The following is a 25,680-nucleotide window of genomic DNA, read 5'->3' as shown; positions in this document are numbered from 1 at the left end:
TAAGACTTAAAACGAAGAACTAATTCAACTTCAATCCTCCCGCGAAATGGGAGGTGAAAGGGCATTTACGTGTTTGACGTAAACCTCTTCGATGAGCTCCGCATCGGCCTGGCCACCGCCGAAGACATCCGCCGCTGGTCGCACGGTGAGGTGAAGAAGCCGGAGACGATCAACTACCGCACCCTCAAGCCGGAGAAGGACGGCCTGTTCTGCGAGCGCATTTTCGGTCCGACCCGCGACTGGGAGTGCTCCTGCGGCAAGTACAAGCGCGTCCGCTACAAGGGCATCATCTGTGAGCGCTGTGGCGTCGAGGTGACCAAGTCCAAGGTGCGCCGCGAGCGCATGGGCCACATCGAGCTGGCCGCTCCGGTCACGCACATCTGGTACTTCAAGGGCGTTCCGTCCCGCCTGGGTTACCTGCTGGACCTGGCGCCGAAGGACCTTGAGCGCATTATTTACTTCGCCGCGAACATCATCACGTCCGTCGACGAGGAGGCACGTCACAACGACATGTCCACCCTCGAGGCGGAGATGATCCTGGAGAAGAAGGAAGTCGAGCAGGACACCGAGTCCGAGATCGCGGACCGTGCCCAGAAGCTCGAGGAGGACCTCGCCGAACTCGAGTCCGAGGGCGCCACCGCCGCTGCGCGCAAGAAGGTTCAGAACGCTGCCGACAAAGAAATGCAGCACATGCGCGAGGCAGGTGAGCGCGAGATCGAGCGTCTCGACGAGATCTGGAACACCTTCATCAAGCTCGCCCCTAAGCAGATGGTCATCGACGAGAACCTCTACGAGGAGCTCGTTGACCGCTACGAGGATTACTTCACTGGCGGCATGGGCGCCGAGGCGATCCAGACCCTGATCCGCAACTTCGACCTGGACGCTGAGTCCGAGGAGCTGCGCACGATCATCGCTGAGGGCAAGGGCCAGAAGAAGGTCCGCGCACTCAAGCGCCTGAAGGTCGTCGCCGCGTTCCAGCGTTCCGGCAACGACCCGGCCGGCATGATCCTTGACGCTATCCCGGTCATCCCGCCGGAGCTGCGTCCGATGGTTCAGCTCGACGGTGGCCGCTTTGCCACCTCCGACCTGAACGACCTGTACCGCCGCGTGATCAACCGCAACAACCGCCTCAAGCGCATGATCGATCTCGGTGCGCCCGAGATCATCGTGAACAACGAGAAGCGCATGCTGCAGGAGTCCGTTGACGCGCTGTTCGACAACGGTCGTCGCGGCCGTCCGGTCACCGGTCCGGGCAACCGTCCGCTGAAGTCCCTGTCCGACCTGCTCAAGGGTAAGCAGGGCCGCTTCCGTCAGAACCTGCTTGGTAAGCGTGTGGACTACTCCGGCCGTTCGGTGATTATCGTCGGTCCGCAGCTCAAGATGCACGAGTGCGGTCTGCCGAAGCTGATGGCTCTCGAGCTGTTCAAGCCGTTCGTGATGAAGCGCCTGGTCGACAACGACTACGCGCAGAACATCAAGTCCGCCAAGCGCATGGTCGAGCGTCAGCGCCCCGAGGTGTGGGACGTGCTCGAAGAGGCCATTGCCGAGCACCCGGTGCTGCTCAACCGCGCACCGACGCTGCACCGCCTGGGTATCCAGGCCTTCGAGCCGGTCCTGGTCGAGGGTAAGGCCATCCAGCTGCACCCGCTGGCATGTGAGGCCTTCAACGCCGACTTCGACGGCGACCAGATGGCTGTCCACCTGCCGCTGTCCGCTGAGGCACAGGCTGAGGCACGTGTCCTCATGCTGTCTTCCAACAACATCCTGTCCCCGGCATCCGGTAAGCCGCTGGCTATGCCGCGTCTGGATATGGTCACCGGCCTGTACTTCTTGACCATGGTCAAGAGCGAGAGCGAGATCGGTGGCCAGGGCGCATACGCACCGGCCGACGAGAACGGCCCGGAGCGCGGCACCTACTCCGATCACCGCGAGGCCATCATGGCCTACGACCGCGGTGTGCTGGGCCTGCAGGCCCCGATCAAGGTGCGCATCAGCCACCTGCGTCCGACGCGCGAGATCGAGGCAGAGCAGTTCCCGGACGGCTGGGAGAAGGGCCAGACCTGGACGGCGGACACCACGCTCGGCCGCATCATGTTCAACGAGATGCTGCCGTTCAACTTCCCGTACCAGGAAGGCGCCATGGTCCGTAAGGGCGGCGGCTCCGGCAAGGTCCTGCTCGGCGACATCATCTCCGCCATGGTGGAGAAGTACCCGATGATCACCGTCGCGCAGACGATGGACAAGCTCAAGGACGCAGGTTTCTACTGGGCGACCCGCTCGGGCATCACCATCACCATGTCCGACGTGCTCGTGCTCCCGAACAAGACCGAGATCTTGGACGAGTACGAGAAGGAAGCCGCAGAGATCGAGCGCAAGTTCTGGGAGAAGGGTGCTCTTACCGAAGAGAACCGCTACGACCGTCTTGTGGAGCTGTGGCAGGATGCCACCAACAAGGTGGGTCAGGCTGTCGAGGACCTGTACCCGGACGACAACCCGATTCCGATGATCGTGAAGTCCGGTGCTGCCGGTAACATGCGCCAGATCTGGACCCTGGCCGGCATGAAGGGCATGGTCGTGAACTCCCGCGGTGAGTACATCACCCGTCCGATCAAGACCTCCTTCCGCGAGGGCCTGTCCGTGATGGAGTACTTCAACAACTCTCACGGTTCCCGTAAGGGCCTGGCCGATACCGCTCTGCGTACCGCTGACTCCGGTTACCTCACCCGCCGTCTCGTGGACGTGGCGCAGGATGTCATTGTCCGCGAGGATGACTGCGGCACCCACCAGGGTGTCAAGGTTCCTGTCGCAGAAGCGACAGGAACGGGCAACCACGTCCGCCACGATCTAGTGGAGACCTCCGTGTCCGGCCGCGTGCTGGCGTCGGACGCCACCGACGCCGACGGCAAGGTCATCCTCGAGGCAGGCAACGACCTGTCCGAGGAACGCATCGACACCCTGGTCGAGGCCGGTGTCAAGGAAGTCAAGGTCCGCTCCGTGTTGACGTGCCAGACTCCGACCGGTGTCTGCGCGAAGTGCTACGGCAAGTCCATGGCGACCGGCAAGCTGGTCGACATCGGCGAGGCTGTCGGCATTGTCGCGGCCCAGTCGATTGGTGAGCCGGGTACCCAGCTGACCATGCGTACCTTCCACCAGGGTGGTGTCGGCGGCGACATTACCGGTGGTCTGCCGCGTGTCCAGGAGCTGTTCGAGGCCCGCGTGCCGAAGAACCGCGCCCCGATCGCGTCTGTCGCCGGCGAGATCTCGCTGGAAGACGAGGGCAACTTCTGGACCCTGACCATCCACCCGGAGGACGGCTCCGACGACGTGGTCTACGAGAAGCTGTCCAAGCGCCAGGGCCTGGCTCAGGTACGCCGCCCGATGGAGTCCAACCCGGACGCCATGATCGAGCGTTCCCTCAAGGACGGCGACAAGGTCAAGGTCGGCGACCGCCTGCTGCGCGGTGCGGCTGATCCGCACGACGTGCTCGAGGTCCTCGGCCGCCGCGGTGTGGAGAAGCACCTCATCGACGAGGTTCAGGCTGTCTACCGCACCCAGGGTGTGTCGATTCACGACAAGCACATCGAGATCATCATCCGCCAGATGCTGCGCCGCGGCACCGTCATCGATGCGGGTGCGACCGAGTTCCTGCCGGGCACCCTGGTCGACCTGTCCGAGGCACGCCAGATCAACAGCCAGGCCGTTGCCGAGGGCGGCGAGCCGGCTGAGCTGCGCAGTGAGATCATGGGTATTACCAAGGCGTCGCTCGCGACCGAGTCGTGGCTGTCCGCCGCCTCCTTCCAGGAGACGACGCGCGTGCTCACCGACGCCGCGATCAACAAGCGCTCCGACAAGCTGATCGGCCTCAAGGAGAACGTGATCATCGGTAAGCTCATCCCGGCTGGTACGGGTATCTCGCGCTACCGCAACATCTCCGTCAAGCCGACGGAGGCCGCACGTTCCGCCGCCTACTCGATCCCGTCCTTCGGCGATTCGATCTACGGCGACGAAGGCTACGGCGAGTTCACTGGCGCGTCCGTGCCGCTCGACGAGTACGGCTTCGATCAGTTCTAAGCGCCTAAACGCCCGCGCTTAACGACGAGCCCGGCTCCCGCCCCCCGACCCCCGCACTTTCCCGCGGGGTGAGTGGGGGAGGGGAGCCGGGCTTTTCGTGTCCTTCAATGGACGCTTGGAAGATGTAAAAATGGTCGCGTAGAACGTGTAAAAACGGTAGCGTAGCGCATCCGAAACATGGTCTTCTAGTTGTACGGACCGGAGACGTTGATCGATGGGACCGGCATCAGCCGACCATGTGCAGGGCGATTGATTCCTTGACCTGTTCGATGAACGCCCGAGACGCGGGGCTCGGATTGAAAGAGCCCCACGCGACGTACTCGGCCCGGCAGGGGCCATCGGCCACGGGAACTGCTCGCAGCGCTGGCTTAGCTGGCACACATTCGACGGGCAGCAGGCAGACGCCCAACCCACGTTCGACGAGGGCGAGCATGAACTCGGTCGACATCGCCTCGAAGCCCACGCGGCGCTGAAGGCCTGCGGCAGCGAATGCCCGATCGCCTTGGAGTCTGCCTGGTGACCCGGCCGGGAAGTCGATGAACGTCTCGTCGACCAAGTCAGCCAGGGCCAGGGTGCCCGTGTGCGCTAGCCGGTGTTGTGACGCCATGACGGCGACGAGACGCCCTCGGGCGATCTCGTGCGCGGTGAGTCCGGACGCTGGGGCGACGTCGGCGTCCAAGCCGAGAAAGGCCACGTCGAGTCTCCCGCTGCCGAGGTCGCGCATGAACTCATTGCTTCCCCCGCCCCGCACGGTGAGGTCCACGTGGGGATGGCTGGCGTGGAAGGCCGCGATGATGTCGGGCACGCTGACGGCTGTGACCGTCGGGATGACACCTACCGATAGGCTTCCGCGGACCTGGCCCACGGCCTCGGCAGCGACCGCCACGGCACGGTCGGCGGCAGCGAGGCTGGCGCGTGCTTCCGTGAGGAAGGCTTCGCCGGCGGCGGTCAGCTCCACCCGACGGGATGAGCGCACGAACAGTGCCGTGCCGAGTTCCTGTTCGAGGGCCTTGATCTGGTGGCTCAGTGCTGATTGCACGACGAAGCAGCGTTCTGCTGCTCGCGTGAAGTTGCGCTCCTCGGCGATCGCCACGACGTACCTGAGCTGTTGGAGTTCCACTAAACCATGATTGTAGGTCATTGTTTGGGTGAGAACAATGTGTTGGACTCACCGCTGGTGGGCGACTGACAATGGATCTGTGAACACTTCTTCCCATGGGGCCCGCAGTTCGTTGCTGTGGACCTGTCTGACGGCGCTGGCCCCCGCTACGTGGGGGACAACGTACATCGTGACCACCCACCTCCTCCCAGCCGGACACCCCTTGTTCGCCGCGTTCATGAGGACGCTGCCGGCAGGGATCATCGCGGTGGGCCTGTCGAGGCAGCTGCCGCGCGGCTCGTGGTGGTGGAAGAGCTTCGTGTTGGGCGGTCTGAACATGGCCGCGTTCTTCCCCCTGCTGTTCTTGTCGGCGCAGCGTCTTCCGGGCGGGGTCGCGGCCACGCTGGGTGCGGTGCAGCCCATCATCGTTGCCCTGCTGGCCGTGGCTGTCCTCCACGAGCAACTCTCCGGCTGGCGCCTGGGATGGGGTGTCGTGGGTGTCGTGGGGGTGGCTCTCGTGGTCCTTGGGCCGAGCGCCGCCCTGGACCCGGTGGGTGTGGCTGCAGGACTCGGTGGCACAGGGGCCATGGCCATGGGCGTGGTCCTGACCAAGAAGTGGAAGCTCCCCCAAGGTGTCTCGCCCATCGCATTGGCCGGTTGGCAGCTGACGGCCGCCGGCCTTCTGCTGGCGATCCCGGCGCTGCTGGTGGAGGGGCCACCGGCAGTGATTTCCGGTCGTGGCTGGCTTGGGTACGCCTGGCTCGGCCTGGTCGGGGCACTGGTCTCTTACAGCCTCTGGTTCACCGGCATCCGACGCCTGCCCGTCACGTCCACAGCCCTCCTGGGACTTCTCTCACCGTTGGTCGCCGCCCTGCTCGGTGTCCTGATCGCGCACGAACACCTCGGAGCCGAGCAGTACCTCGGCTTCGCGATCGCCCTGGCCGCCATGGTCTGTGGCCAGCTCCCCGCACCCACCCATCGTCGAAAGGACAATTCATGAACATCACGATTCTCGGAGCCACCGGCATGGCCGGCGCAGCGATCGCGCAGGAGGCCACACGCCGCGGCCACCACGTCACTGCCGTATCGCGGAACCCACAGGAGACCAACGACCCGCATACCACCGTCACTCGTCTCGATCTGACAGACCTCGAGGCACCCCTGCAGCCCGTCCTGAACGACGCAGACGCCGTCGTGCTCGCCGTGCGCATGGCCCCCGGCGACGAAAGCCGTGTGGCTCCGCTGACCAGCCGTGTCCTCGACCACGCCGCCGTCGCGGGGGTCCGGGTCTTGGTCGTGGGAGGAGCAGCGCCCTTGCGCTCACCTCACGATCGAGAGTTGCTCGTCCTGGACGACCCCGCCTTCGTGCCGACCCAGTGGCGTGACGTCGCGTCGGCCAGCCTCGACCAGTTCAACGCGTGTACCGAACATCCGAACCAGAACTGGATCTACCTGAGTCCGTCGGCAGTCTTCGAGCCCGGACAGGGAACCGGCGCCTATCGCCGTAGCGGTGACACGCTCCTCATCAACCACGATGGCACGTCGCGGATCACCCCTGCGGACCTGGCCCTAGCGGTGCTCGACGAGCTCGAGCAGCCCAGTGCTGTACATCACTTCACCGCCATCGAGCTGGCAAAGGGTCTGGCCTAGGGCCAGCGGTCCACAGAGGAATCCACGCTAACAACCGTGAGGGGGTCGAGCTATCGGCCCCCTCCGTCTATTCCAAGGGGACGCTCTTGCTCCACGCCAACGCAGCACTGACCCCGCGCCACCGCTTGATCGTCGGCCAGCTCGTGGTCGACCAGGGCTGGCCGATCAGCGAGGTCGCCGCCCGGTTCCAGGTTTCCTGGCCCACTGTGAAGCGCTGGGCCGACCGCTATCGCGCCGGCCAGTCGATGCAGGACCGCTCGTCACGGCCGCATCACTCGCCGAACAAGACCAACGCGAAGACGACGAAGCGCTGCATCCAGCTCCGTCTCCGTCTTCGAGAAGGACCCGTGCAGCTCGCTTGTCGGCTGGGGATCGCTCCGTCGACGGTTCACCGGATCCTCGTCGACGCGCACCTGAACCGGCTTTCGCATGTCGACCGGGCAACCGGGGAGCCGGTCCGCCGCTACGAGCACGACCACCCCGGGGCGATGCTGCACGTCGACGTGAAGAAGCTCGGCAACATCCCCGACGGCGGCGGCTGGCGCTACGTCGGCCGCCAGCAGGGCGAGAAGAACCGCGCCGCCACCCCGGGCAAGCCCAAGAACAAGTACAGCGACCCGTTGATGGGCAAGGCCTACGTCCACACCGTCATCGACGACCATTCCCGCGTCGCCTACGCCGAGATCCACGACGACGAAACCGTCCTCACCGCCACCGCGGTCCTCGTTCGGGCCGTCGAGTGGTTCAACGCACGCGGGGTGACCGTTGAGCGGGTCCTGTCCGACAACGGCGGCGCGTACCGCTCACACCTGTGGCGGGACACCTGCCACGAGCTCGGCATCCGGCACAAGCGCACCAGGCCCTATCGGCCGCAGACCAACGGGAAGATCGAACGCTTCCACCGCACCCTGGCCGACGGCTGGGCCTACGCCCGCTGCTACACCAGCGAGACCGAACGCCGCGGAGAACTCGACGGCTGGCTGCACTACTACAACCACCACCGGCCCCACACCGCTTGCGGGAACCAGCCGCCCTTCTCACGCTTGACCAACGTACCCGGTCAGTACACCTAGTGCCTTTGGCCTCGGGTAACGGCGGCTAAGGCGAGTGGGACGATTTTCGGCAGAATTTCCGCCGTAATGGGGGCGTGGAGGCATTCATGCTGTCGCTCTCTACTTCACCCACTCTGTTTGCGTGTCTGAACAAACGCTTGGTGGCGCGAACTTCTCGGGGTTGCTTGGTCTTAGCGAAGGGGATCCCGGGTACTCATCTTCTTCTCAGTTCGGCCTGCCGAATCATGAGATCTCGGTAAAGTACAGGGCGGAAAGTGTGCTGTCCGTGCGAATCTCTCGGGCTCCTCCTCTACGCCCGGGATGTTCGTGCGGATCAGCGCTTTGTAGAGGAGGCATGAATGACCAACCAGCAGCCGCCGTTTGGCGGGGGATTCCCGCAACCGGGGTCCGGTAATCCAGGTTCAGGTGGATCTAGCGCGTGGGGCTCCGGCTCTTCTGCAGCAGATTCGCCGTGGGGCAGCCCTGGACAGAGCGCCCCGGCACCGACTCCCAGTACGGGTGGTGCGTCCTCCCCGTGGGGTTCGCCAAGTAGTGCTGGCACTGGTGCTGTCACGGATCCTTTCGCCGCACCGCCGTCGGATCCTTTCGCGCCTGCGACTGAAGGCGACTATTCCGGCCCGCTCCCAGGCGCGCCTGGTTCAGTAGAACCGGCTGGTGGAGCGTCGCCGCTGGAGCCGTCCTCAGCACCGGCGACCTGGCTGGTGCCGGGTCTGGCCCTCGGCATCATCGCGCTGGTGATGACCGTGATCTTGCTGCTGGGTGACATTTCCCCGATCTCCGGCACCTACGCGGGTATGGCTTTCGGCGCGTGGGCGCTGGCTGGCCTTGTGGGTGTGTCCTCCTTGGCCTTCTACTTCTCCGAGGACACCCGACGTCGTGCCAACGGCATGTATTCGATTGTCGGATGGAAGCAAGGTCTGTACTGGGCCACCCTGGCGGTACTGCTCATCGCCATTATTTTGTCGTCGCTCTGCATCGCCCTGTGGGTAGGCAGGCTCTAGGCGCCGCGAGGAGAACACGATCACAATGACGAAGAACAACAAGATCGCGGCCCTGGCCCGCCGGGCCACCGCCGTCGCAGCCGCCGGTGTCCTCGCCCTGGGTACCAGTGCCTTCGGAGCGTTCGGCACCCTCGAGGCCTCCGCACAAGAAGGGCAGCCGTTCAAGCCGCTGGAAAACGGGCCTCTCTCGCCTGGCGGAAAACCGGAAGGCGGTGTGAAGCCGGAGAAGCCGGGCAACAAGCCTGGCGACAAACCTACTGAGAAGCCCGGTGACAAACCTACTGACAAACCCACGGAGAAGCCGGGCAACAAACCTACTGAAAAGCCTGGCGATAAATCGGCTGATAAGCCGGGGAATAAGTCGGACAAGCCGACGGGCAACGCGGTGCAGGCCGAAGGCGGGGACAATGCGCTCGGCCAGCTGGGTGCGTGCTTGGCTAATAACGACGAACTCGACGTCTTGCTGCTGATGGACGAGACGAACAGTCTGGTCAACCGGTGGGACGACGGCAAGAAGATCGAAGGTGAGCCGGGCGCGGACCCGGACCACTTCCGCATTCCTGCCGCGCAGAGCTTCGCGAAAATCCTGCTCCAGAAGAGCGAGGATCAGAATCTCACCACGAATATCAAGATCGCAGGCTTCGGCCACACCTACAAGAACGAGCTGAACAACCCGGGCGAGGGCTACAAGGGTTGGATGAAGCTGACGGAGGATAGTCAGCAAGACGTCTACGAGCAGATCCAGACGTTTGAGAAGCGCACGGAGGAGACCAAGGGCACTGACCACAACGCCGCGCTGGAAGGCGCGAGCGACGACCTGCTCAACTCCCCGGGCGAGGATCCCTGCCGCCTGTTGGTCACCTTCACCGACGGCAAACTTGCCACCGGCGACGACAAGGGTGCAGAGGACAACCTGTGCCGCCCGAACGGCGTCGCTGACCGTCTCCGCGCCGCAGGCGTCACGCACGTCGGCATCGGCCTGACCAACCCGCAGCTCAACGAGAACTTCGACCTGTTCCAGGCCATTACCGAAGGCGAAGCCGCAGGCATCACCTGTGGTAAGGAGCCGCGTAACGGTGCGTTCTACCCGGCGAACAAGGTGGGCGATCTCTTCGCCGCCTTCCGCTCCGCGCTGGATACCGGCGGTTCGGCTGGCCAGACCACGAACGCGAATGAGCCGTTCACGTTCGTCTTGGACAACTCGATTACTTCTGTCCGCTTCAGCGCTGTGGGCCGTGACGATCTCGGTCCGGACGCGAAGCTGGAGATGACTGCGCCGAACGGCGACAAGGTCGTCATGGAAGGCGATGGTGAGGAAAATGCCGGCGGCGGCAAGGTCGTCTGGGAGGCGCGCAACGACGCGGTTCAGAGCGCCGACGGCGCCCTGAACAAGACCGGCGACAAGGACTGGGTTGGCGAATGGTCCATGCGGTTCATCGACATCGCGCCGGAGGCAGAAAAGGACGGCGAGGTGTTCAACCTCGTCGAGATGGTGCCGGAGCTCAATGTCACCTTCAGCGCCGACGGTGCCAACGATGCGGCGAAGACCGACGATGAGGGCGGCAAGAACGACCTCAAGGTCATGGACGACGGCAACCTGGTCGTGTCGCTGACCGGACCCGATGGCAAGAAGGTCGATCCGGAGGGCAAGGCGGAAGGCACAGTCGAGTTCGTCCCGAGCGGCGGCGGTGACCCGGTCACGCTCGAGGAGAAGGCGGACTTCTCCTCCGGCAGCGTCGAGATCCCGGCATCGAAGATCCCCGACGCGCCCGCATCCGGCCGTGTCAAGGCGGAAGTGACCATCACGACTGCGGGGGCGAAGGGCAAGCCTGGCACCACGCTGTCCCCGCTGCAGGGCGATACCGCGCTCAGCGTCGCCGTGCAGAACCTACCGCAGTTGCCCGGCCAGATCGACGTGGTCACCGAGGGCGAAGAAGTCACGGTGAATGTGCCGGTTTCCGGCCCGGGCCGCGTCTGGGTCGAGGGTGGCCAGCAGGTCGAGCACGGATTCGACGAACTCGGTGCGGTGACCGTCGACTCGGAGCACAACTCGAAGGACTCCGCGCTGACCGCTGCCAGCGGCGACACTGCTGAACTGCCGCTGACTTTCACGTTTGAACAGCGCGCGCAGCTCATCGCCAACGGCACGCTGCCGGTCCACATCGCCGACGAGAACGGCGGCGAGGAGCGCGTGGTCGACGTGGCCACCAAGATCGACTCCAAGGTGCCCGTGTCCAAGGGCGTCGCCGTGGTGACCTTCATCCTGGCGCTGCTCCTCGGCCTGCTGCTGCCGTTGTTGCTGTTGTACCTGGTGCGCTACCTCACCTCCAAGATCCCGAGCGATCCGGCGGTGGGCCCGGTGGCGTTCCGCATGACCCGCAGTGCCGGCGGCACCTGGTCGTACGACGGCCAGACGCACCCGATGATCGACCCGACCGATGCAGCGGCGCGCCAGATGCAGCCAGGACCGCGATCTGTTCAGGCCGGCCGTGCGCAAGCTAAGGTCGAAAGCTTCTCCATCAACCCGCTGACCGCGGCGAATGTCATCGTGTCCACTCCGTCGATCGCCGGCGACGGCAAGGAGAAGGACGGCCACGCGGTGCTGCCGCTGGCGGTGCAGGACTCCTGGTTCGTTCACGCGCCGAGCCAGTCCGGTGACGACATCGAGGTCGTTGCGTTCCCGCGCATCCCGATCGCACCGGCCGCGCAGGAGCAGCTACAAAACGAGATTGCTACGGAAGCACCTGCGCTTGCCGACGCACTGGCCGAACGTCTTCCGTCCGCCGAGCCGGCCCCGGGCCAGTTCGACCAGGGCGGCGGATTCGCCCCGCCGGGTGAGACCGACTTCGGTGCTGCCGGTGCCGGTTGGGTCCCGCCGCAAGGAGGCGGTCAGGATTTCGGCGGTGAATCTCCGTGGGGGCCGCCGAGCGCAGGTCCGCAGCCGGGCAGTGGTGGAGCAGGGGCCCCGTGGGGGCCGCCGCCGCAGTAAGGACTGTGAACCCACTTGGAGCAATCGAGAAAATCACTCAGCCGGGCTGCGGGCGAACCGCACAACGGCCATGATTGGGAGCAGGAATCTTCACAATTGAAAACGAATAACTGAATAACCGGATTGCACAAGCATCAGTGAGCTAGAAGCTAAACCCATTTAAAGGAGCACCCCCTCATGGAAAGAGTCCTCGTCGTCGGCTGCGGCGGTTCGGGCGCTAAGACCTTGGCGTTCATGATGGACCAGCTGAAGACGATGTTGGCGGAGCGTCTCCCCGACGAATACGTCTCGCCGAAGGATGTGAAGCTGCCGGACGCATGGCAGTTCGTGTCCTTGGATGTGCCCACCAAGCCGGAGTCCGCGGGCAAGAACCTGCAGAACGTCCAGGAGGCGGGCGGACGCTACATTTCGGTCGGCTCCTCCGGCCGCTACGCCAACGTTGATGCTGCGGTGTCGGCGCGTTTGGCCAGCGGCAAGAAGCTGGGGACGATTTCTTCGTGGGCGCTGCGCAACCCGGGGGCGGAGACCACACCGATCTCCGCGGGTGCAGGCCAGTACCGCTCCATTGGCCGCATGCTCACCCTGAGCAAGCTGCGCGAAGTGCAGGAAGAGCTGGAAAAGGCGTGGGCGGCGCTGAACCAGCCGGGCACGGCTAGTGAGCTCAGCCGCGTCCAGACTGCGCTGACCGGCCGCGCGTCGTCCGCAGTGAACGCGGGCAAGGACGTGCCGCTGATCATCGTGGTCACCTCCATGTCCGGCGGTGCCGGCGCATCCATGGCGATCGATGTTTGCCGCTTGCTCACCTCGCTGGATAAGGCGAGCGTGGGCCGCAACTGCATGTTCGCCTTCACCCCGGATATCTTCAGCGGCATTCCGCAGGACCAGGTGATGGGCGCGAACCCGAACGCGATGGCGATGTTCGGCGAGATGGCTGCGGCACAGATGGGTGCGGCCACCGAGACTGACCGCCGTCTCTTCGAACAGCTCGGCGTGAACCTCGGCGACGAGAGTGTGCCGATCTCCCGTGTCTTCCCGGTCGGCGCACACTCCGGTGCAGAGGGCGCGCAGCTTGGCGACGGTAAGCCTGGCACCGTCTACCGCGCACTTGGCCGTGGCCTTGCGTCGCTGCTCATGGACGAGGCGGCGATGGGCCGCTTCACCCAGTTCAACCTCGGCAACCAGGGTGGCCTCCAGGCACGCGACAACACCTACGGCTGGGGTGTGCAGAACAAGAACAACCTCCCGTGGGGCTCTTTCGGCTACGCACAGCTGTCCATGGGCCGCGACCGCTACGCGGAGTACTCGGCGCAAAGGCTGGCACGCTCGGCCGTCGATAAGCTCGTGCGCGGGCACATCGACCCGACGAACCCGGCGTCCGGCGACGAGCAGATCAAGCAGCGCGTGGACACCAACTGGCGTCAGATCCAGGCGCGCACCACGGTGATCCCTTTCGGCGAGAACGTCGGCGACTGGCTGTGGCGCACCTTCGGTGCAGAGATGGACCGCTGGGCGAATAGGTACGCGGAGACACTCCGCCACCAGGTCCCGCAGCCGAATAACCGCCGCGGGCGCGACTGGGCGCCGGAAGTCGTCGGTGCGCTGAATGTCCTCGACCAGCAGGTCGCCGCCGACAACGGTGCGGACTTCTACGCCGCCGCCTACAACTGGGCGAACCAGCGTAACCTGCAGGAAGGATTTTTGGACATCATCCGCCGCGAGGTGGGCAATTTCGGCCTGCCGTACGGCGCGACGGTGCTCGATGCGATCAAGAACATGCTCTCCCGCGACGTGCTCCCGCAGCTCGAGCAGGCGGCCCGCGGACAGCAGCGCCTCGCCCTCCACCCGGAGACTGAGCGCGCGATGATGAATGCGCGCGGCAAGATCGTCAGCGCCGAGCAGTACATGGAAGACATCGTCCGCAACGCGCGTCAGCAGCTCCGCCACCGCGCGCAGGCACGCATGTCCGAGTTCGTCATGGTGACGCTGACCGACTTCATCGACCGTTTCATCGGCCCGCTGCAGAAGGCGATGACCACCGAGCACACCGATCTCGAGCACGAGCTGTCGCTCAACAACGACAAGGACCTGGGCGTCGCGCAGCTGAAGACGAACGTGCCGCAGTTGTGGCCGGAGGACACCGACATGGTGCCGCCGCGCTTCTCCCAGGCGGCGAACGAGATCTTCCTCACCGAGATCGAGGATTTCCCGCGCCAGTACGTCCACGACATTCAGAACGCCACCAACGCAGACTCCTACTCCAACGCGATCTCCAGCGCTGCTTCCTCCGTGGTCAGCGGCGCATGGTCGGCGCTTGAGGGCGCGGAGCAGGCACCGGAGGACCTGATCGTTCTCACGGGTCCGTGGGTGCCGATGAACTTCACGCGCGACCCGAATAACCCGACGGAGCTGCTGGACCCGAAGCTGGGCCAGTTCTCGGTGCGCATTGGTGCCGAAGAGGTCCTGGAGCGCTCCCGCATGTACATCCAGCGCCGCGGCTTCTCCTTCTACGACTTCATCTCCACCTCGCTGCGCAGCTACGTCACGTCGCCGACGCTGCAGGACCACGAGCGCCGGGCACGTCAGCAGCGCCTGGCCTCCAAGTTCACCGAGGCGATGAAGAACGCGCTGCCACTCGCGCAGATCGACGACAACTTGGTGCGCAACCTGTACGGCGACGAGGTGGGCTACGCGTTCAACTTCTCCAAGGTCCCGCTCGAGGGCGACGAGTCCGCGCAGCTGCTCGCTGACGAAGTGGTCAACTTCCCCAACGTCAAGCTGCCGGACCCGATGAGGCCGTTGGGCGACGCCCTGCAGAACCAGGGCGAGGAGCGCTCCATCGACATCTTCGGCTCCTACCCGAACTACGTGCCGGTGGTCTTCGGCTCCCTGCTGCGCCCGATCCGCGATCAGTGGGACAGCCTGAAGGACGCCCGCAAGGAGTTCTGGCGCGCTAAGCGTGCACGCCCGATCCAGGCTGCAGTCCCGATGAGCGAGGCGGAGCGTCGCGCATTCGTCGGCGGTTGGTACATCGGCCGCATCATCGGCTACATGGACTTCCCGGCCACCCTGGACACTCCGGACAACAACAGCCCGGTGAAGGTGTACGACGACACCGAGGGCAACCACGGCTGGGTGTCCTTCCCGGACCCGCTGCTCACCCCGCCGTCGAAGTTCCGCAATGTGTTCGACTGGTTGCCGGCCGTCATCGAGTCCGCCCCGCTGGCGTGGACGAAGGCAGGCATGACGCCGCTTTTGGATAGCTACCGCCCGTACCGAGTCATGCGCGGGCTGTACGACAATGCGGAGAACCCGTCGGAGATCGGCCGCACGCTGCACGGCACCCGCCTGCTGGCGAAGTGGCTGGCTACCGGCGAACGCAAGAGCGGCGACCGCCTGATGGTCAAGGGCACCGGCCCCGAGGTCACGCCGGAAGAGCGCCTCGCCGCGGTGAAGACCTGGCTGTCGCGCCAGCGCGAGATCGCCATGGAGTACGTGCCCACGGACAAGCTCCTGCGCGACCAGCTCTCCGTCCAGGCATCCCGCCCGGTCGCGGACGTCGATTCGCGCGAGCTCGCCTCCCGCATCCCGCTCTTCGCTGATGTCGCGCTGGATGTCTACGAGGTCATTGACACGATCATGCACATGCTGGACGAGGCGGACCGTCTCAAGCACAGCGCCCTCGAGGAAGCCCCTGAGCTCGACCTCGGTTCGGTTTCGCGCCCGACAAGCATGCCGACCATGCCGGGAGAGGATGACATTTAATGGCTGACACGTTCCGTGCCGCTGCTTCGCAGGTGTGCGTGCCCATCTTCGTCGGTCGCGGCCGCTTCGGCGCCGCGCTCCGCCAGGCTCTCCAGGATTTGGAGGCCCTGCACCTCATCGGACGCGCGATCTGGGTGGACATCGACGCATTCAGCGGCCCGATGGACCAAGCATTGCTTATCGACGGCCGCGTGGACGCCACCCCTTCCACCACCGACAGCTTCGCCCGGCTTTTGGCCAGCGGCTATAACGAGCGCTTCGCCCTCTGTCTCATCAACGCCCAAAACGGCGAGGACAATATCCGCGACGACGAGCTGCAGAACATTTCCGACGCTGTATCGGACCTGAACCCGCTGCCCGTCAACGTGCTCGCCGGCCGCGCCGGGGAGACAGAGGCAACTGACGTTGATATCGTCCGCGGCTACGTGAATCTGTTTGTGGCGCCGGAAGAGTCCGATGCCCCGTCCGACCATGCGGTGCCGGTGTCTGCCGGTGAGCGCGAGAACACCTACACCTTGCTGGTGGCCACGACGTTGTGCTCGCTGTTCGGTCTGTGGGACGGTGCCTCCGAGTGCCCAGTGGAGCAGCTGCGCGGCACTGCATCGCCGATTCACTTCCGCCTCACCCGCGCTTATTTCCGTCGCGTCGACGGAGAGGTGGTGCAAAACCAGCTGCGCCAGGCTCTTTTCGACACCGAGGTCAACCCGGTCCCGCGTCTGTACCGTGCCGACGGCGGCACCGCTGTGGTGGAGCACCCGCAGGACCGTGCACAGTTCTCCCGCGCGGCCGCCGACGAGTTCTTGAGCATGTACCGCGATGGTCTGATGCCCGTCCGTGAGTCCGCGCAAACCCAGCGTGACCGCGAGCTGAGCAATAAGCAGGCCTCCCGGGAGCTGCGCCAGATCTGGTGGCAGACTCTCATCAACACTCCGGCCAACTTCTTCAACGACCTGCGCGGCGGTGCTTCCGACCAGATTTCGGCGAGTCTGCAGCGCGTCTACGGCACGGACTCCTCCGCGGTGATCGGCAGCATGAAGCACCTGCAGGGTGCTCCGGCGCAGATCTCCCAGGAGGCGCAGCAGGCCGACCGCAACCAGATTGCGGCGACCATGCACCCGATGTGGAACGGCTACAAGAATTTCGCGCTGACCATGCTGGACGCGAAAGCGCGTCCGATGGATCCGTTCAAACAGAACACCGCAACCCCGCAGGTTGTGCGTCAGCCCGCTTCCGACCACATCACTGTGGCGGCGAGCGCCCGCGACGTGATCCCGGCACCCGAGCAGGCAATGCGTATCGACGATCCGAGTCTCCGCGATGTCATGGGCGCCGACTCTTTGGCCCCCTACGACCCGGAAGCGATCGCCGCTTACGAGCAGCGCCTGAACTCCGCAGACACCAACGGCGTGTTCGACACCGGCAAGCTCCACAACGATTTCGAGCGGTGGAAGAGCACTGAGCGCGGCAGTTTCGCCCGCCACGTCGGTGAGGAACTGCGCAATATCCGCGTGGAGTGCGAACGCCAGGTCGACGCCGCCCGCGCTGAACTCGAGCGTCTCAGCCGCGGAGTGAAAGCCCCGGAGACCGGTGGTGCTGCGAAGACTTTCCGGTTCATGGGGTGGGTGGCCACGACGTCGTTAAGCTTCTTCTTGCTCTTGTGGCTCATCGGCCACCTGGTGATGAAGAAGGCGCAGGACAAAATTGCCACCGGCGATGCCGGCATCGCGGATGCGATCTTCTCCCAGATGTGGTGGGTGAAGAATCTGAACGACGCGCCCGCGTCGACATTGGCGTGGATGTTCGGCATCTGGATACTGGTCTGGCTGATTTTCTTCCTGCTGCAGGTCAGCTTCGAAACACGCGACCAGGTTCAGCTGGCCAACTTGCGCAAGAGCCAGGAAGCCCGCGTCAAAGCGGCGACGAACAACCTGCGCAATGCGGAAGTCGCGCTCGTGCGGATCGAGGAGGCGTACCCGCAGTTCCTCTCCGTCACGCAAATGCTCGGCGAGCTGGTCAACCGCCCATTCGGGCGCGTGAAGACGGAACGCAATATCGCCGCGCAGCCCAGCAACCGCATGCCCCGCAATGTCGTTTTCGCCGATGCTTCGCCGGAGCCCGACGCGGTGGCGAATGTCGTGGCGCACTACAAAAACGGCCTCTACCACGAGGGTTGGCTCGGCGAGGCGGTGTCGGCCGGCATGGCCCGCGCGTACAGCGAGCTGTTCCAGCCCACTAACGACGACCGCTGGGACCACCTGTCCAGCCAGCGCGGCAAGAACACCACGTCGCCGTTGGACCGTATGGCCCGCTACGTCACCTCGCCCGAGTTCTCCTCCCGCGACCGCACGGGGGCGAAGTGGCAGCCGGTCGCCGACGAGTTGCGCGCCAGCACTAGCCCGTTCAGCGGCCAGCTGCTGGGCAGCGTCGCGTCCGCGCACAGCGGCCCGTCCCGCGCGCTCGAGGGAGAGTTGCTTGACGACGCCCCGCGTGGCCACTTCAGCAGCCACTTCATGGCATCTGCTAGCCGCGGCCGTTCCGCCTCTGTCGTCGACGGCGACTTGAGCGTCCACAGTGTCTCCTCCAGCCCCCGCGATCCGGTCGGCCGCACCGAGGTGCTCGTCCAGGTCGGCGGCAATGCCCAGGCGGGCGACATCACCCTGTCCGCCAATGGTGGCAATGCGGTGGAGAACACCGAAGATATTGTCCTGCCGGGCTCTGGCTACGTCGAAGACAATTACGGCACTGACCGCGAGATGCCCACCGCGGGCCGTCACTCCACGAGCGGCAGCGGCGACTCGTCCCGTTGGACTCCGGGAACGGGTGGCTCCTCGGCCGTCGATTTCCCGAGCGAAGGTGATATTTAATGGCGCTTCCTGATATGGCCATCGCCTGGCGCAATGCTGTCCAGGCGCAGACGGGTCATCCCGTCCCTTCAGAAGCGGAGCTCATTCGCCACCTTGTCCACGGCGAATCCACCCCCAACACCCGCGTGTGGGCCGAGGCCCTGGACCTTCTGCTCATGCTCGACGGCGCCGGCCTGCCCCTGCAGACACCGCTAGGCCCCGACCTGACCACCCCCAGCCAGCCCCTGCCCAATGCCCAGCGCAACGCTCCCAGCCAGCAGCAGGCGCCGCAGCAGCAGCAACAAGCCCCACAACAGCAGGCCCCGCAGCAACAGACTCCGCAGCAGGAGGCCCGACAGCAGCCGCAGCCACAGCGACAACCGCAGCCGCAACAGCCGCAGCAAGCCCCACAACAGCAGTCGGGCTCGAGCGCTGAATACGGCAGGCATGCAGCCCCGGCGCAGCCTCAGGCACCGACGCCGACGCCGGCTCCTGCGCCCGAGGCGGATGTGGCGCACCCACTGGACCTGTTGGAGGACGACTTCGAGGCACTCGATCTGCTCGAGGACCTCACCGTCATCGACGGTGGAGGAGTTCGTGCCAAGGCCAACGATGAAGGCCACATCCACGTCAAATGGGCGCTGCCGGAAGGCTACGACGCGCAGCCGGTGCAGATCTTCCGTGTGGTCAGCGACGAAGAAGCCTTCGACCGCGACCCAGCCGAAGGCATCCAGCGCGTCGCCACGAACGGCACATTCTTCGACGACCCGGAACCGCTGTCGTTTTCCTACCGCTACTACCAAGTGTGGCTCAACGAAGGCGCCAACGAGATCGTCGCCCTGCGCAGCCAGCCCAAACTGGTCGGTGAGGATTATTACGTCCGCCCGGTCGAGCACATCGAGCTCAACTTCGATGGCAGCGAAGTGAGCGGCAAGTGGGCGGAATTCCGCCACACTGACCGCGTCGCCGTCTACATCGCGCCGGAGGAAGAAAGGCGCCGGCTCACCCGCCGCTCCCACGAGGTCAGCCAGTCCAGCCGCAACGTCAACGGCTTCCGCTGGACCCCGCCACAGCGCGGCCTGACCTACGCCGTGCAGGCGATCCGCGAGGTCAGCGTCAATGGCATGGTGAAAAAGAGTCCGTCCTCCGAAATCTTCACCATCGACATCACCGCCGAGGTTGTGGAAGTCGACGCGGACATTCAACTGGACAAGTCCGTGGGCAACGGTCAGTTCAACGTCCGGTGGGAATTGCCCAATTCGGGCGAAGTGCGGATCTACCGCACACGCGAGCACCCCGCCGAAGGTCTCTCCGACAAGGTCGTCGAAACCGACCAGCTCGAAGGCTTCGGTCTACCGGTGTCCTCCTGGGTCAACGACATCGCCGAGGCGAAAGACGCCGCAGACTTCGCATGGCCGGACGACTGGTACACCGTCGTCATTACCCCGGTCAGCGTCGTGGGCAATAAGGCCCGCGTGGGTACCTCCACCAGCTACGTTCGCGTCGGCACCATTCCCGCCGCGCGCATCGAGGAGCGCGTTATCGCTCAGCTGATCACCTTTGGCTGGCCAGAGCAGGCGCACGAAGTCGCCGCCTTCCTCGCCGAGCCGGGGGAGGGCGGCAAGATCGATCCGCGTCAGGCCGACATGAAACCGATGACCACCATCGACGAGCAGGAGTACCGCAGCGAGGGCGGCATGCGCGTGCAGATGCGCGGCGCCCGCGATGTGGTGCTCGTTCCGAGCCGCATGCACGCCGGTCAGCGTGAATGGGGCAGGACCACGATCATCCCGTACCGCGGCCTGCGCCACTTCCGCTACGAGTTCGTCGTCGGCCCCGATGGCGGTCTCTACCTGTTCGTCTATTCCGAGAACGAGGAGTCCCGCTACCGCCGCTTCACGTTGCGCTACCACCCGGAGCGCCTGCCGCTCGAGCCGAATGACGGTGAGCCTGTTCGTGTGAGCAAGATCAACGGTAGCCATGTCGAGGATTACAAGCCGATAATGACAGCGGAGCACTTGTACCCCCAGAACTTGCAACCCGGTACCCCGGGCTTCGAGTACTGGCGCGTCGACCCGCAGCTGGTCGCCCGCGGACACGGGTGGCTCCGCCTGTTCATAGCGGACGAGCCCGAAAACGGGGAATCCGAGGTAGCACTGAGGGATCCGAATGTGGCCTCCCTCTGGTTCACCACCAATTTCCAGCAAACCGGAGGTATGCAGTAATGGCACGCTTTGCGCACGCGACGTACGCGTCCTTTTCCAACACGTCCAGCTCCGGTGGCTGGTCGATTGGCCCGACAGTGAACGCGGACCCGGACGACATCGAGCTGATCCGCTCCGCCGCCGCGATCTCGCTGACCCCGATCCAGGAGGTCAACGAGTTCATCGGCGGCGAAGAAATCGAGGCGTTGCCGCGCCGCTTCGAGTACATCCCGCACCCGGCGCACGGCGTGTTCGTGCAGTCCGTTCCCGCCGGCAAGGACGCCACCGGCCGCCCGGGCAATGTGTTCACCCACGGTGTGGTGGACCACGCGCCGCAGGAGCCGCTCGCCTCCCAGTACCCGATCGCGTGGTTCCGCTCCCCGGATCTCGCGGCACCGTTCCGCGCCCCGGTGGTCAATTCTGTCCAGCTCGATCAGTCGCTCGACGAGCCCGCACGCGGCCCGCTTCCCGATGTCGCTAACCTCTGGCAGCTCATCACCGAGGTCCAGGGCGACCGTCGTGGCGTGGTGTACAAGATCCAGGAGGCGCTGGAGGATCCTGAGACCATTCCGGTGCTGCTCACCCCGTCGGACACGCAGGCCGCATTCTGGATCTACGCCGTGTCCACCACCATGACTCCGCAGGCCGCGCGCCTGGGCTTGCGCGTGAGCACCTTCGAGCGCGCACGCTCCATCGATGCGGCGAAGTGGGTCTCCCACGAACCCGGGGTCGCCGCGCTTATCGCGGGCCCGGTCGAAGACGCAGAGCTTTTCGCCTCCAACCCCGCTTTCACCGTCATCGACCCGGAGAAGGACGCCAGCGCACAGCCGGTCACCGACTGGTCGCGCATGACTGCCGAGCTGTACACGTCGGGAAGTCAGGCGGCAGCAGCCGTCGATAAGCTCGCTTCGCTTGAGGAAGCGTCGGCGAGCTTCGGTGCAGGCCTTGCGCAACTCGCGCTCGCGCACCGCCGCAAGAATATCGAGCCCGAACTCAACCAGCTCGCGATTGACATCAGCGAACCCAGCGAGTTTCTCGCCGAGGATTACCCGACGCTCGTGAGCAAAGAGCTTATCGACGAACCCCGCCTCGACGAGCTCCGCGGCTCCGTCTATGAGACGTTGCAGCACTGGGAAGGCGACGGCACCCTGCTGATCAACTACGTCACCGACGCCGAAGCCATCGGCGCTTTTGACCGCGACATGCTGGTCGACGGCCTCGGTGCCCTCGGCAACCTTGACAGTCCCATCACCGAGATGATGCAGCATGGTGCCCTCAACCTGCGCCCCGACTCTGCTGCCGCCGGCCTTGTCAGCCTCGTGGCCAACAAGAAGATCGAAGAGGTCTTCGCCGGCGACGACATCACCGACGTCATGGAAAGGCTCGGCAGCGACGACATTTACCGCGCTCTGCGTCACGCCGGCCACACCGGTGTGGAAAAGCTCAGCCCGGACACTGCCTGCTACCTCATTGGCGCCGCGCTTGCCGCCGCCGCATTCAACCAGCTGCAGTACCCCGTGATCACTGCTGATCCCCAGCAGCGGACCGAGACGATCCGCCAGCTCATCGACCTGGCGGGGCGCATCTCTGCCCGCGCGGTGCCGAGCCAGTCCAACGTCGATGCCGTGGCCCTCCGCACCTGGGAAGACTTCTTCCTCACCGCGCCCGACTCGGCGCAGGACACCGCCTTGGCCGCGCACGCCGTCAGCGCACTGCCCGACGCATTCGCTGCCCTGCGTATCGAACGCACCGAGCAGTTCCTCAGCCGCGTCATCCAATCGCTGACGCAGAACACCCGCGGGTACGCGAACCAGAAAGGAGACCGGTAATGGCTCTTGAGAAACGCATGGGGCACGGCGAAGAGTACGAATTCGCCACTGACGGCGGTCCGTTCCGCGCGATTCTGGTCATGGAGCTCAACGACGGCGGCCGCTTCCGCGCCTACAACGGCGAGACCGAGCTGCCTCGCACCGGCGACCGCTACGCCCTGCGCGAATTGAACGGCCCCGCCGCCATCGAGGTGCGGCCGGATAATGAAGTCTTCGGCAACCGCGCCGAACTCTACGTCCGCGTCCAAGCCCGCGACACCGCCGATGGACTCGTGGACTTGGCCCTCCCGCCATTCAAAGTCGCAGCCCGCGACACCTTCACCCCGCTGACCCTCCTTCCCACCGCCACGGGCGTGCGCGTCATCGGCGGCGATGGCGGGGGAGTGGGCGCCGTCCGCCCCCACGTGGGCGACACCGGTGGCAGCTCTGTCAGTTCCGTTAGTTCTGTCAGTTCCGTCAATTCCGGTAGCTCGGTCGCGCCCGCCGCCGGTGCCACCGCCACTTCCGACTCCGCCGCACCGACTGTCGGGTCGACCCCGACTGTTCCGGCTGGCGGCGCTAGCACGGACGCCGTGCACATCATCGTCGACTCGTCCGCATCCATGCTGCGCAGCACCACCGTCGAGCAGATGGACGCGATGCTCAGCTTCGCTGTCAATGCCGTCTCCGTCATGCGCTGCGCAAAGCATCTGACCACCTCCTCCGGTCAGGCCGTGCCCGGCATCGTGGACACCCTTGAGGTGCCCGCCGGGACGACTGAGGCGCTGCGCGGCAACGACATCGGCTGGGAGATCAACGCGACGGATATCTCGCCCACGGCCGCCGTCATCGCCATCTCCGACGATGTTCCGGCCCGCCTGCTCGGCCGCAGCGCACCCGTCCACGTCATCTCGCCGCGACCGGTCGCCACCTCCGCCGGCATCACAGCAACGCTTTTCGATGACCGCCTCCACCGCGCCGTCGCCGAAGGCGATGCCCGCAGCTACCGCGACGCCATTCACTCTCTCCGTGGCGCCATCGATGCGGGGGTGACGTCCTGATGAACCCGAACGTCCCGTACGTGATCCCGTCTAAAGACCCGGTCACATTCGAAATCCTCGACCCTTCCGGCTCCGCGCCGAAGCACGAGGGAATCGACCTGCCCGATAACTGGATCAATTCCGGTGTCCTCACCGTGGCCATGGCCGGCGCTCGCTCGTCAGGGAAGAGTCTGTACATCGCGGTCGTCGTCAAGCTGCTGCGCGATATGTTGGCAGTCAACCGTGGCTTTTTGAATGCCGCCGACGAATACACGCGCCGCACCTACGAGGAAAACTACGAGCGCCCCCTCTTCGAAGAGATGGGACTCATGCCGCCGACCCCGCCGTCAGCGAACCCCGACGCGTACCAGAACCGCCCTCTCATCTACGACCTCGGTCTGCAACCCCGCGTCAACCCCGCCAATAATGAGCCGGTCAACCAGCGCATTTACCTCGTGCTCCAAGACGTCGCCGGCGAGGACCTCCGCGAAGAAGGCTTCCCCGAGCGCGCGCCGAAACTCGGGTTCTTCCGCCACGCCGACCGCATTGTGTTCCTCTACGACCCGATGGCTGTCAACCGCATCCGTCAGCTTCTTGAAGGCACCGTGTCCACCAACGAAGTCGGTCGCGAAAACCCCGCGATGATTCTGCAGAACATCCTGCGGCTCATGTCACCCGAACGCATGCCTGGCATCGCGCTCACCCTGTCCAAGTTCGACATGCTCCAGCGTCTCGCCGACGTTGACCAGGTCGGCAGCGGCGGCATCCAGGGCCAGACCGTGGACTGGCAGGCCGCCATGAGCAACTACGGTGCCTCTTTCCGCCGCGAATCCAACCCGCCCAACGAACCCTTCGATTGGGCCGACCGCAGTTCCATGCACTTCGAGATCCGCAGCATGCTCAGCGCCCTCGGCGCCATGGAGATGCTCAATCTCCTCGAAACCCAATCACCCACTGGCCAGCCCGTTCCGTACAGCTGCCACGCCGTTTCCGCCCTCGGCGATTCCCCCGAAGGCGACAGCGTGTCCCGCATGGGCATCGCCCCGTTCCGCGTCCTTGACCCCATCCGCGAAATGTTCGCCCAATACGGCCTGTTTGAGGGAGGAAAACAATGACCCACCACAACCAAGGCTGGCTCGCCCGCGAGGAACGCCGCCTCACCGACGCGTCCGCCGCCACACCTACCACCACGTCCGCCGACCCCGCCGCTGCCGCCGCCGCGCCCGCAGCCTCCGCCCCGGAGGTTCCGCAGCAGCCGGCACAACCTGCGGCTACTGATCAAACTGCCGCCCCGGAGCAGCCCGTCGCTCCGGCCCAGCCCGAGCAGCAGCCGTACGCGCCGCAGCCTGAGCAGCAGCAGCCTTACGCGCCGCAGCCTGAACAGCAGCCGTACGCACCGCAGCCTGAGCAGCAGCCGGCGCAACCCGAGGTCGCACAGCCTGAGCAGCAGCCAGCCGCACCGCAGCCCGCTGAGTCGCAACCCTCGATGGAGCAGTGGCCGGCACTGCACCCCACCGAGCAGCCTTCGGCACAGCCTGAAGCTCAACCTGCGCCGGGCCAGCAGCAGGTGCCGGGTCAGCAGTACCCGCAGTACCAGCCGCAGCAGCAACCGCACAATGACAACCCGTACGCGTCGCCCTACAAATTCGATCAGGGGGTCGCGCCGCGAGAAGAAGGGCCGCAACGATGACGAACGGCATGAACCCAGGAGCGCAGCCAGGCTTCGGGCCCGGTGGTAATACGCCGCAGTTCCCGCAGCACGCCAACCCCGCGAACCCGGCCCAACCGGCGCAACCCGCAGGTGGCTTCGGCCAGAACCAGTTCGGTGGGCCGCGCCCGTTCCAGCAGGCCGGTCAGGCCAATCCTTCTCAGATGAGCACGGATGAAGCGGACACCATTGCCGCCGCCCGCGACGAGAAGGTGCAGGAGACTGAGCAGCGACGCTCCCGGATTTGGAGCAAAATCCTCGGTGTCATCGGTCTTGCTCTGCTGATTGCCTTCATCGCGATCGTGGCCTGGACGTTCATCCCCGATCCGCCGCTCGACCCCACTGCGGCACCGCTGCACGTGGCAGATATACACCTCAATGCACTGGGCGTTGTGCCCGTTCAGGACCTGTAGGAAAACGAGGTACGAGAAA

General features: G+C 65.2%; 15 protein-coding genes. 14 read left to right on the top strand and 1 reads right to left on the bottom strand.

All coding sequences use genetic code 11. The features are described from left to right. The first annotated feature begins 69 nt into the window (after positions 1–69). Positions 70–4,071, top strand: a complete 4,002-nt coding sequence (locus M3G19_RS02790) for a DNA-directed RNA polymerase subunit beta' (RefSeq protein ID WP_259900337.1) — start codon at positions 70–72, stop codon at positions 4,069–4,071. Positions 4,072–4,297: 226 nt separating this feature from the next. On the opposite strand, the gene M3G19_RS02785 is transcribed toward M3G19_RS02790, so the two are convergent. Then, a complete protein-coding gene (locus tag M3G19_RS02785; RefSeq protein WP_259900336.1) occupies positions 4,298–5,212 on the bottom strand; it encodes a LysR family transcriptional regulator in 915 nt (304 codons plus the stop codon). A gap of 16 nt (positions 5,213–5,228) precedes the next feature. Between M3G19_RS02785 and M3G19_RS02780 the strand changes: the two genes are divergently transcribed. The 13 genes from M3G19_RS02780 to M3G19_RS02720 all read left to right on the top strand — a co-directional run bounded on the left by M3G19_RS02780 (position 5,229) and on the right by M3G19_RS02720 (position 25,661). Next, positions 5,229–6,170, top strand: coding sequence for an EamA family transporter (locus M3G19_RS02780; RefSeq protein WP_396121733.1), 942 nt, complete (start codon positions 5,229–5,231; stop codon positions 6,168–6,170). After that, positions 6,167–6,820: an NAD(P)-dependent oxidoreductase gene (locus M3G19_RS02775; RefSeq protein ID WP_259900335.1), complete on the top strand. Its 654-nt coding sequence runs from the start codon at positions 6,167–6,169 to the stop codon at positions 6,818–6,820. The genes M3G19_RS02780 and M3G19_RS02775 overlap by 4 nt, the downstream gene beginning before the upstream one ends. An 86-nt stretch (positions 6,821–6,906) precedes the next feature. Then, a complete protein-coding gene (locus M3G19_RS02770; RefSeq protein WP_259900334.1) occupies positions 6,907–7,893 on the top strand; it encodes an IS481 family transposase in 987 nt (328 codons plus the stop codon). A gap of 338 nt (positions 7,894–8,231) precedes the next feature. Beyond that, entirely contained in the window at positions 8,232–8,894 is a 663-nt protein-coding gene (locus M3G19_RS02765) for a hypothetical protein (protein WP_259900333.1), read from the top strand. A gap of 25 nt (positions 8,895–8,919) precedes the next feature. After that, on the top strand, positions 8,920–11,883 hold the full coding sequence (locus tag M3G19_RS02760) for a hypothetical protein (protein WP_259900332.1): 2,964 nt from the start codon (positions 8,920–8,922) through the stop codon (positions 11,881–11,883). A gap of 177 nt (positions 11,884–12,060) precedes the next feature. Then, the gene (locus tag M3G19_RS02755; RefSeq protein WP_259900331.1) at positions 12,061–15,645 is read left to right on the top strand and encodes a tubulin-like doman-containing protein; all 3,585 of its coding nucleotides are present in this window, start codon (positions 12,061–12,063) and stop codon (positions 15,643–15,645) included. Continuing rightward, complete coding sequence (locus tag M3G19_RS02750) at positions 15,645–18,509, top strand: hypothetical protein (protein ID WP_259900330.1); 2,865 nt, start codon at positions 15,645–15,647, stop codon at positions 18,507–18,509. The genes M3G19_RS02755 and M3G19_RS02750 overlap by 1 nt, the downstream gene beginning before the upstream one ends. Then, a complete protein-coding gene (locus tag M3G19_RS02745) occupies positions 18,509–20,713 on the top strand; it encodes a hypothetical protein (RefSeq protein WP_259900329.1) in 2,205 nt (734 codons plus the stop codon). The genes M3G19_RS02750 and M3G19_RS02745 overlap by 1 nt, the downstream gene beginning before the upstream one ends. After that, on the top strand, positions 20,713–22,521 hold the full coding sequence (locus M3G19_RS02740; RefSeq protein ID WP_259900328.1) for a hypothetical protein: 1,809 nt from the start codon (positions 20,713–20,715) through the stop codon (positions 22,519–22,521). Before M3G19_RS02745 ends, M3G19_RS02740 begins: the two co-directional genes overlap by 1 nt. After that, positions 22,521–23,561 (top strand): hypothetical protein, encoded by a 1,041-nt coding sequence (locus M3G19_RS02735; RefSeq protein WP_259900327.1) that lies wholly within the window; start codon positions 22,521–22,523, stop codon positions 23,559–23,561. The genes M3G19_RS02740 and M3G19_RS02735 overlap by 1 nt, the downstream gene beginning before the upstream one ends. Then, positions 23,561–24,655, top strand: a complete 1,095-nt coding sequence (locus tag M3G19_RS02730) for a TRAFAC clade GTPase domain-containing protein (RefSeq protein WP_259900326.1) — start codon at positions 23,561–23,563, stop codon at positions 24,653–24,655. Before M3G19_RS02735 ends, M3G19_RS02730 begins: the two co-directional genes overlap by 1 nt. Continuing rightward, positions 24,652–25,230, top strand: a complete 579-nt coding sequence (locus M3G19_RS02725) for a hypothetical protein (RefSeq protein ID WP_259900325.1) — start codon at positions 24,652–24,654, stop codon at positions 25,228–25,230. The genes M3G19_RS02730 and M3G19_RS02725 overlap by 4 nt, the downstream gene beginning before the upstream one ends. Further along, a complete protein-coding gene (locus tag M3G19_RS02720) occupies positions 25,227–25,661 on the top strand; it encodes a hypothetical protein (RefSeq protein WP_259900324.1) in 435 nt (144 codons plus the stop codon). The genes M3G19_RS02725 and M3G19_RS02720 overlap by 4 nt, the downstream gene beginning before the upstream one ends. Positions 25,662–25,680: the final 19 nt, after the last annotated feature.

The sequence above is a fragment of the Corynebacterium sp. p3-SID1194 genome (assembly GCF_025144155.1).
In the GTDB taxonomy this organism is placed as follows: domain Bacteria; phylum Actinomycetota; class Actinomycetes; order Mycobacteriales; family Mycobacteriaceae; genus Corynebacterium.
This window is presented reverse-complemented; position numbering and strand designations above follow the sequence as displayed.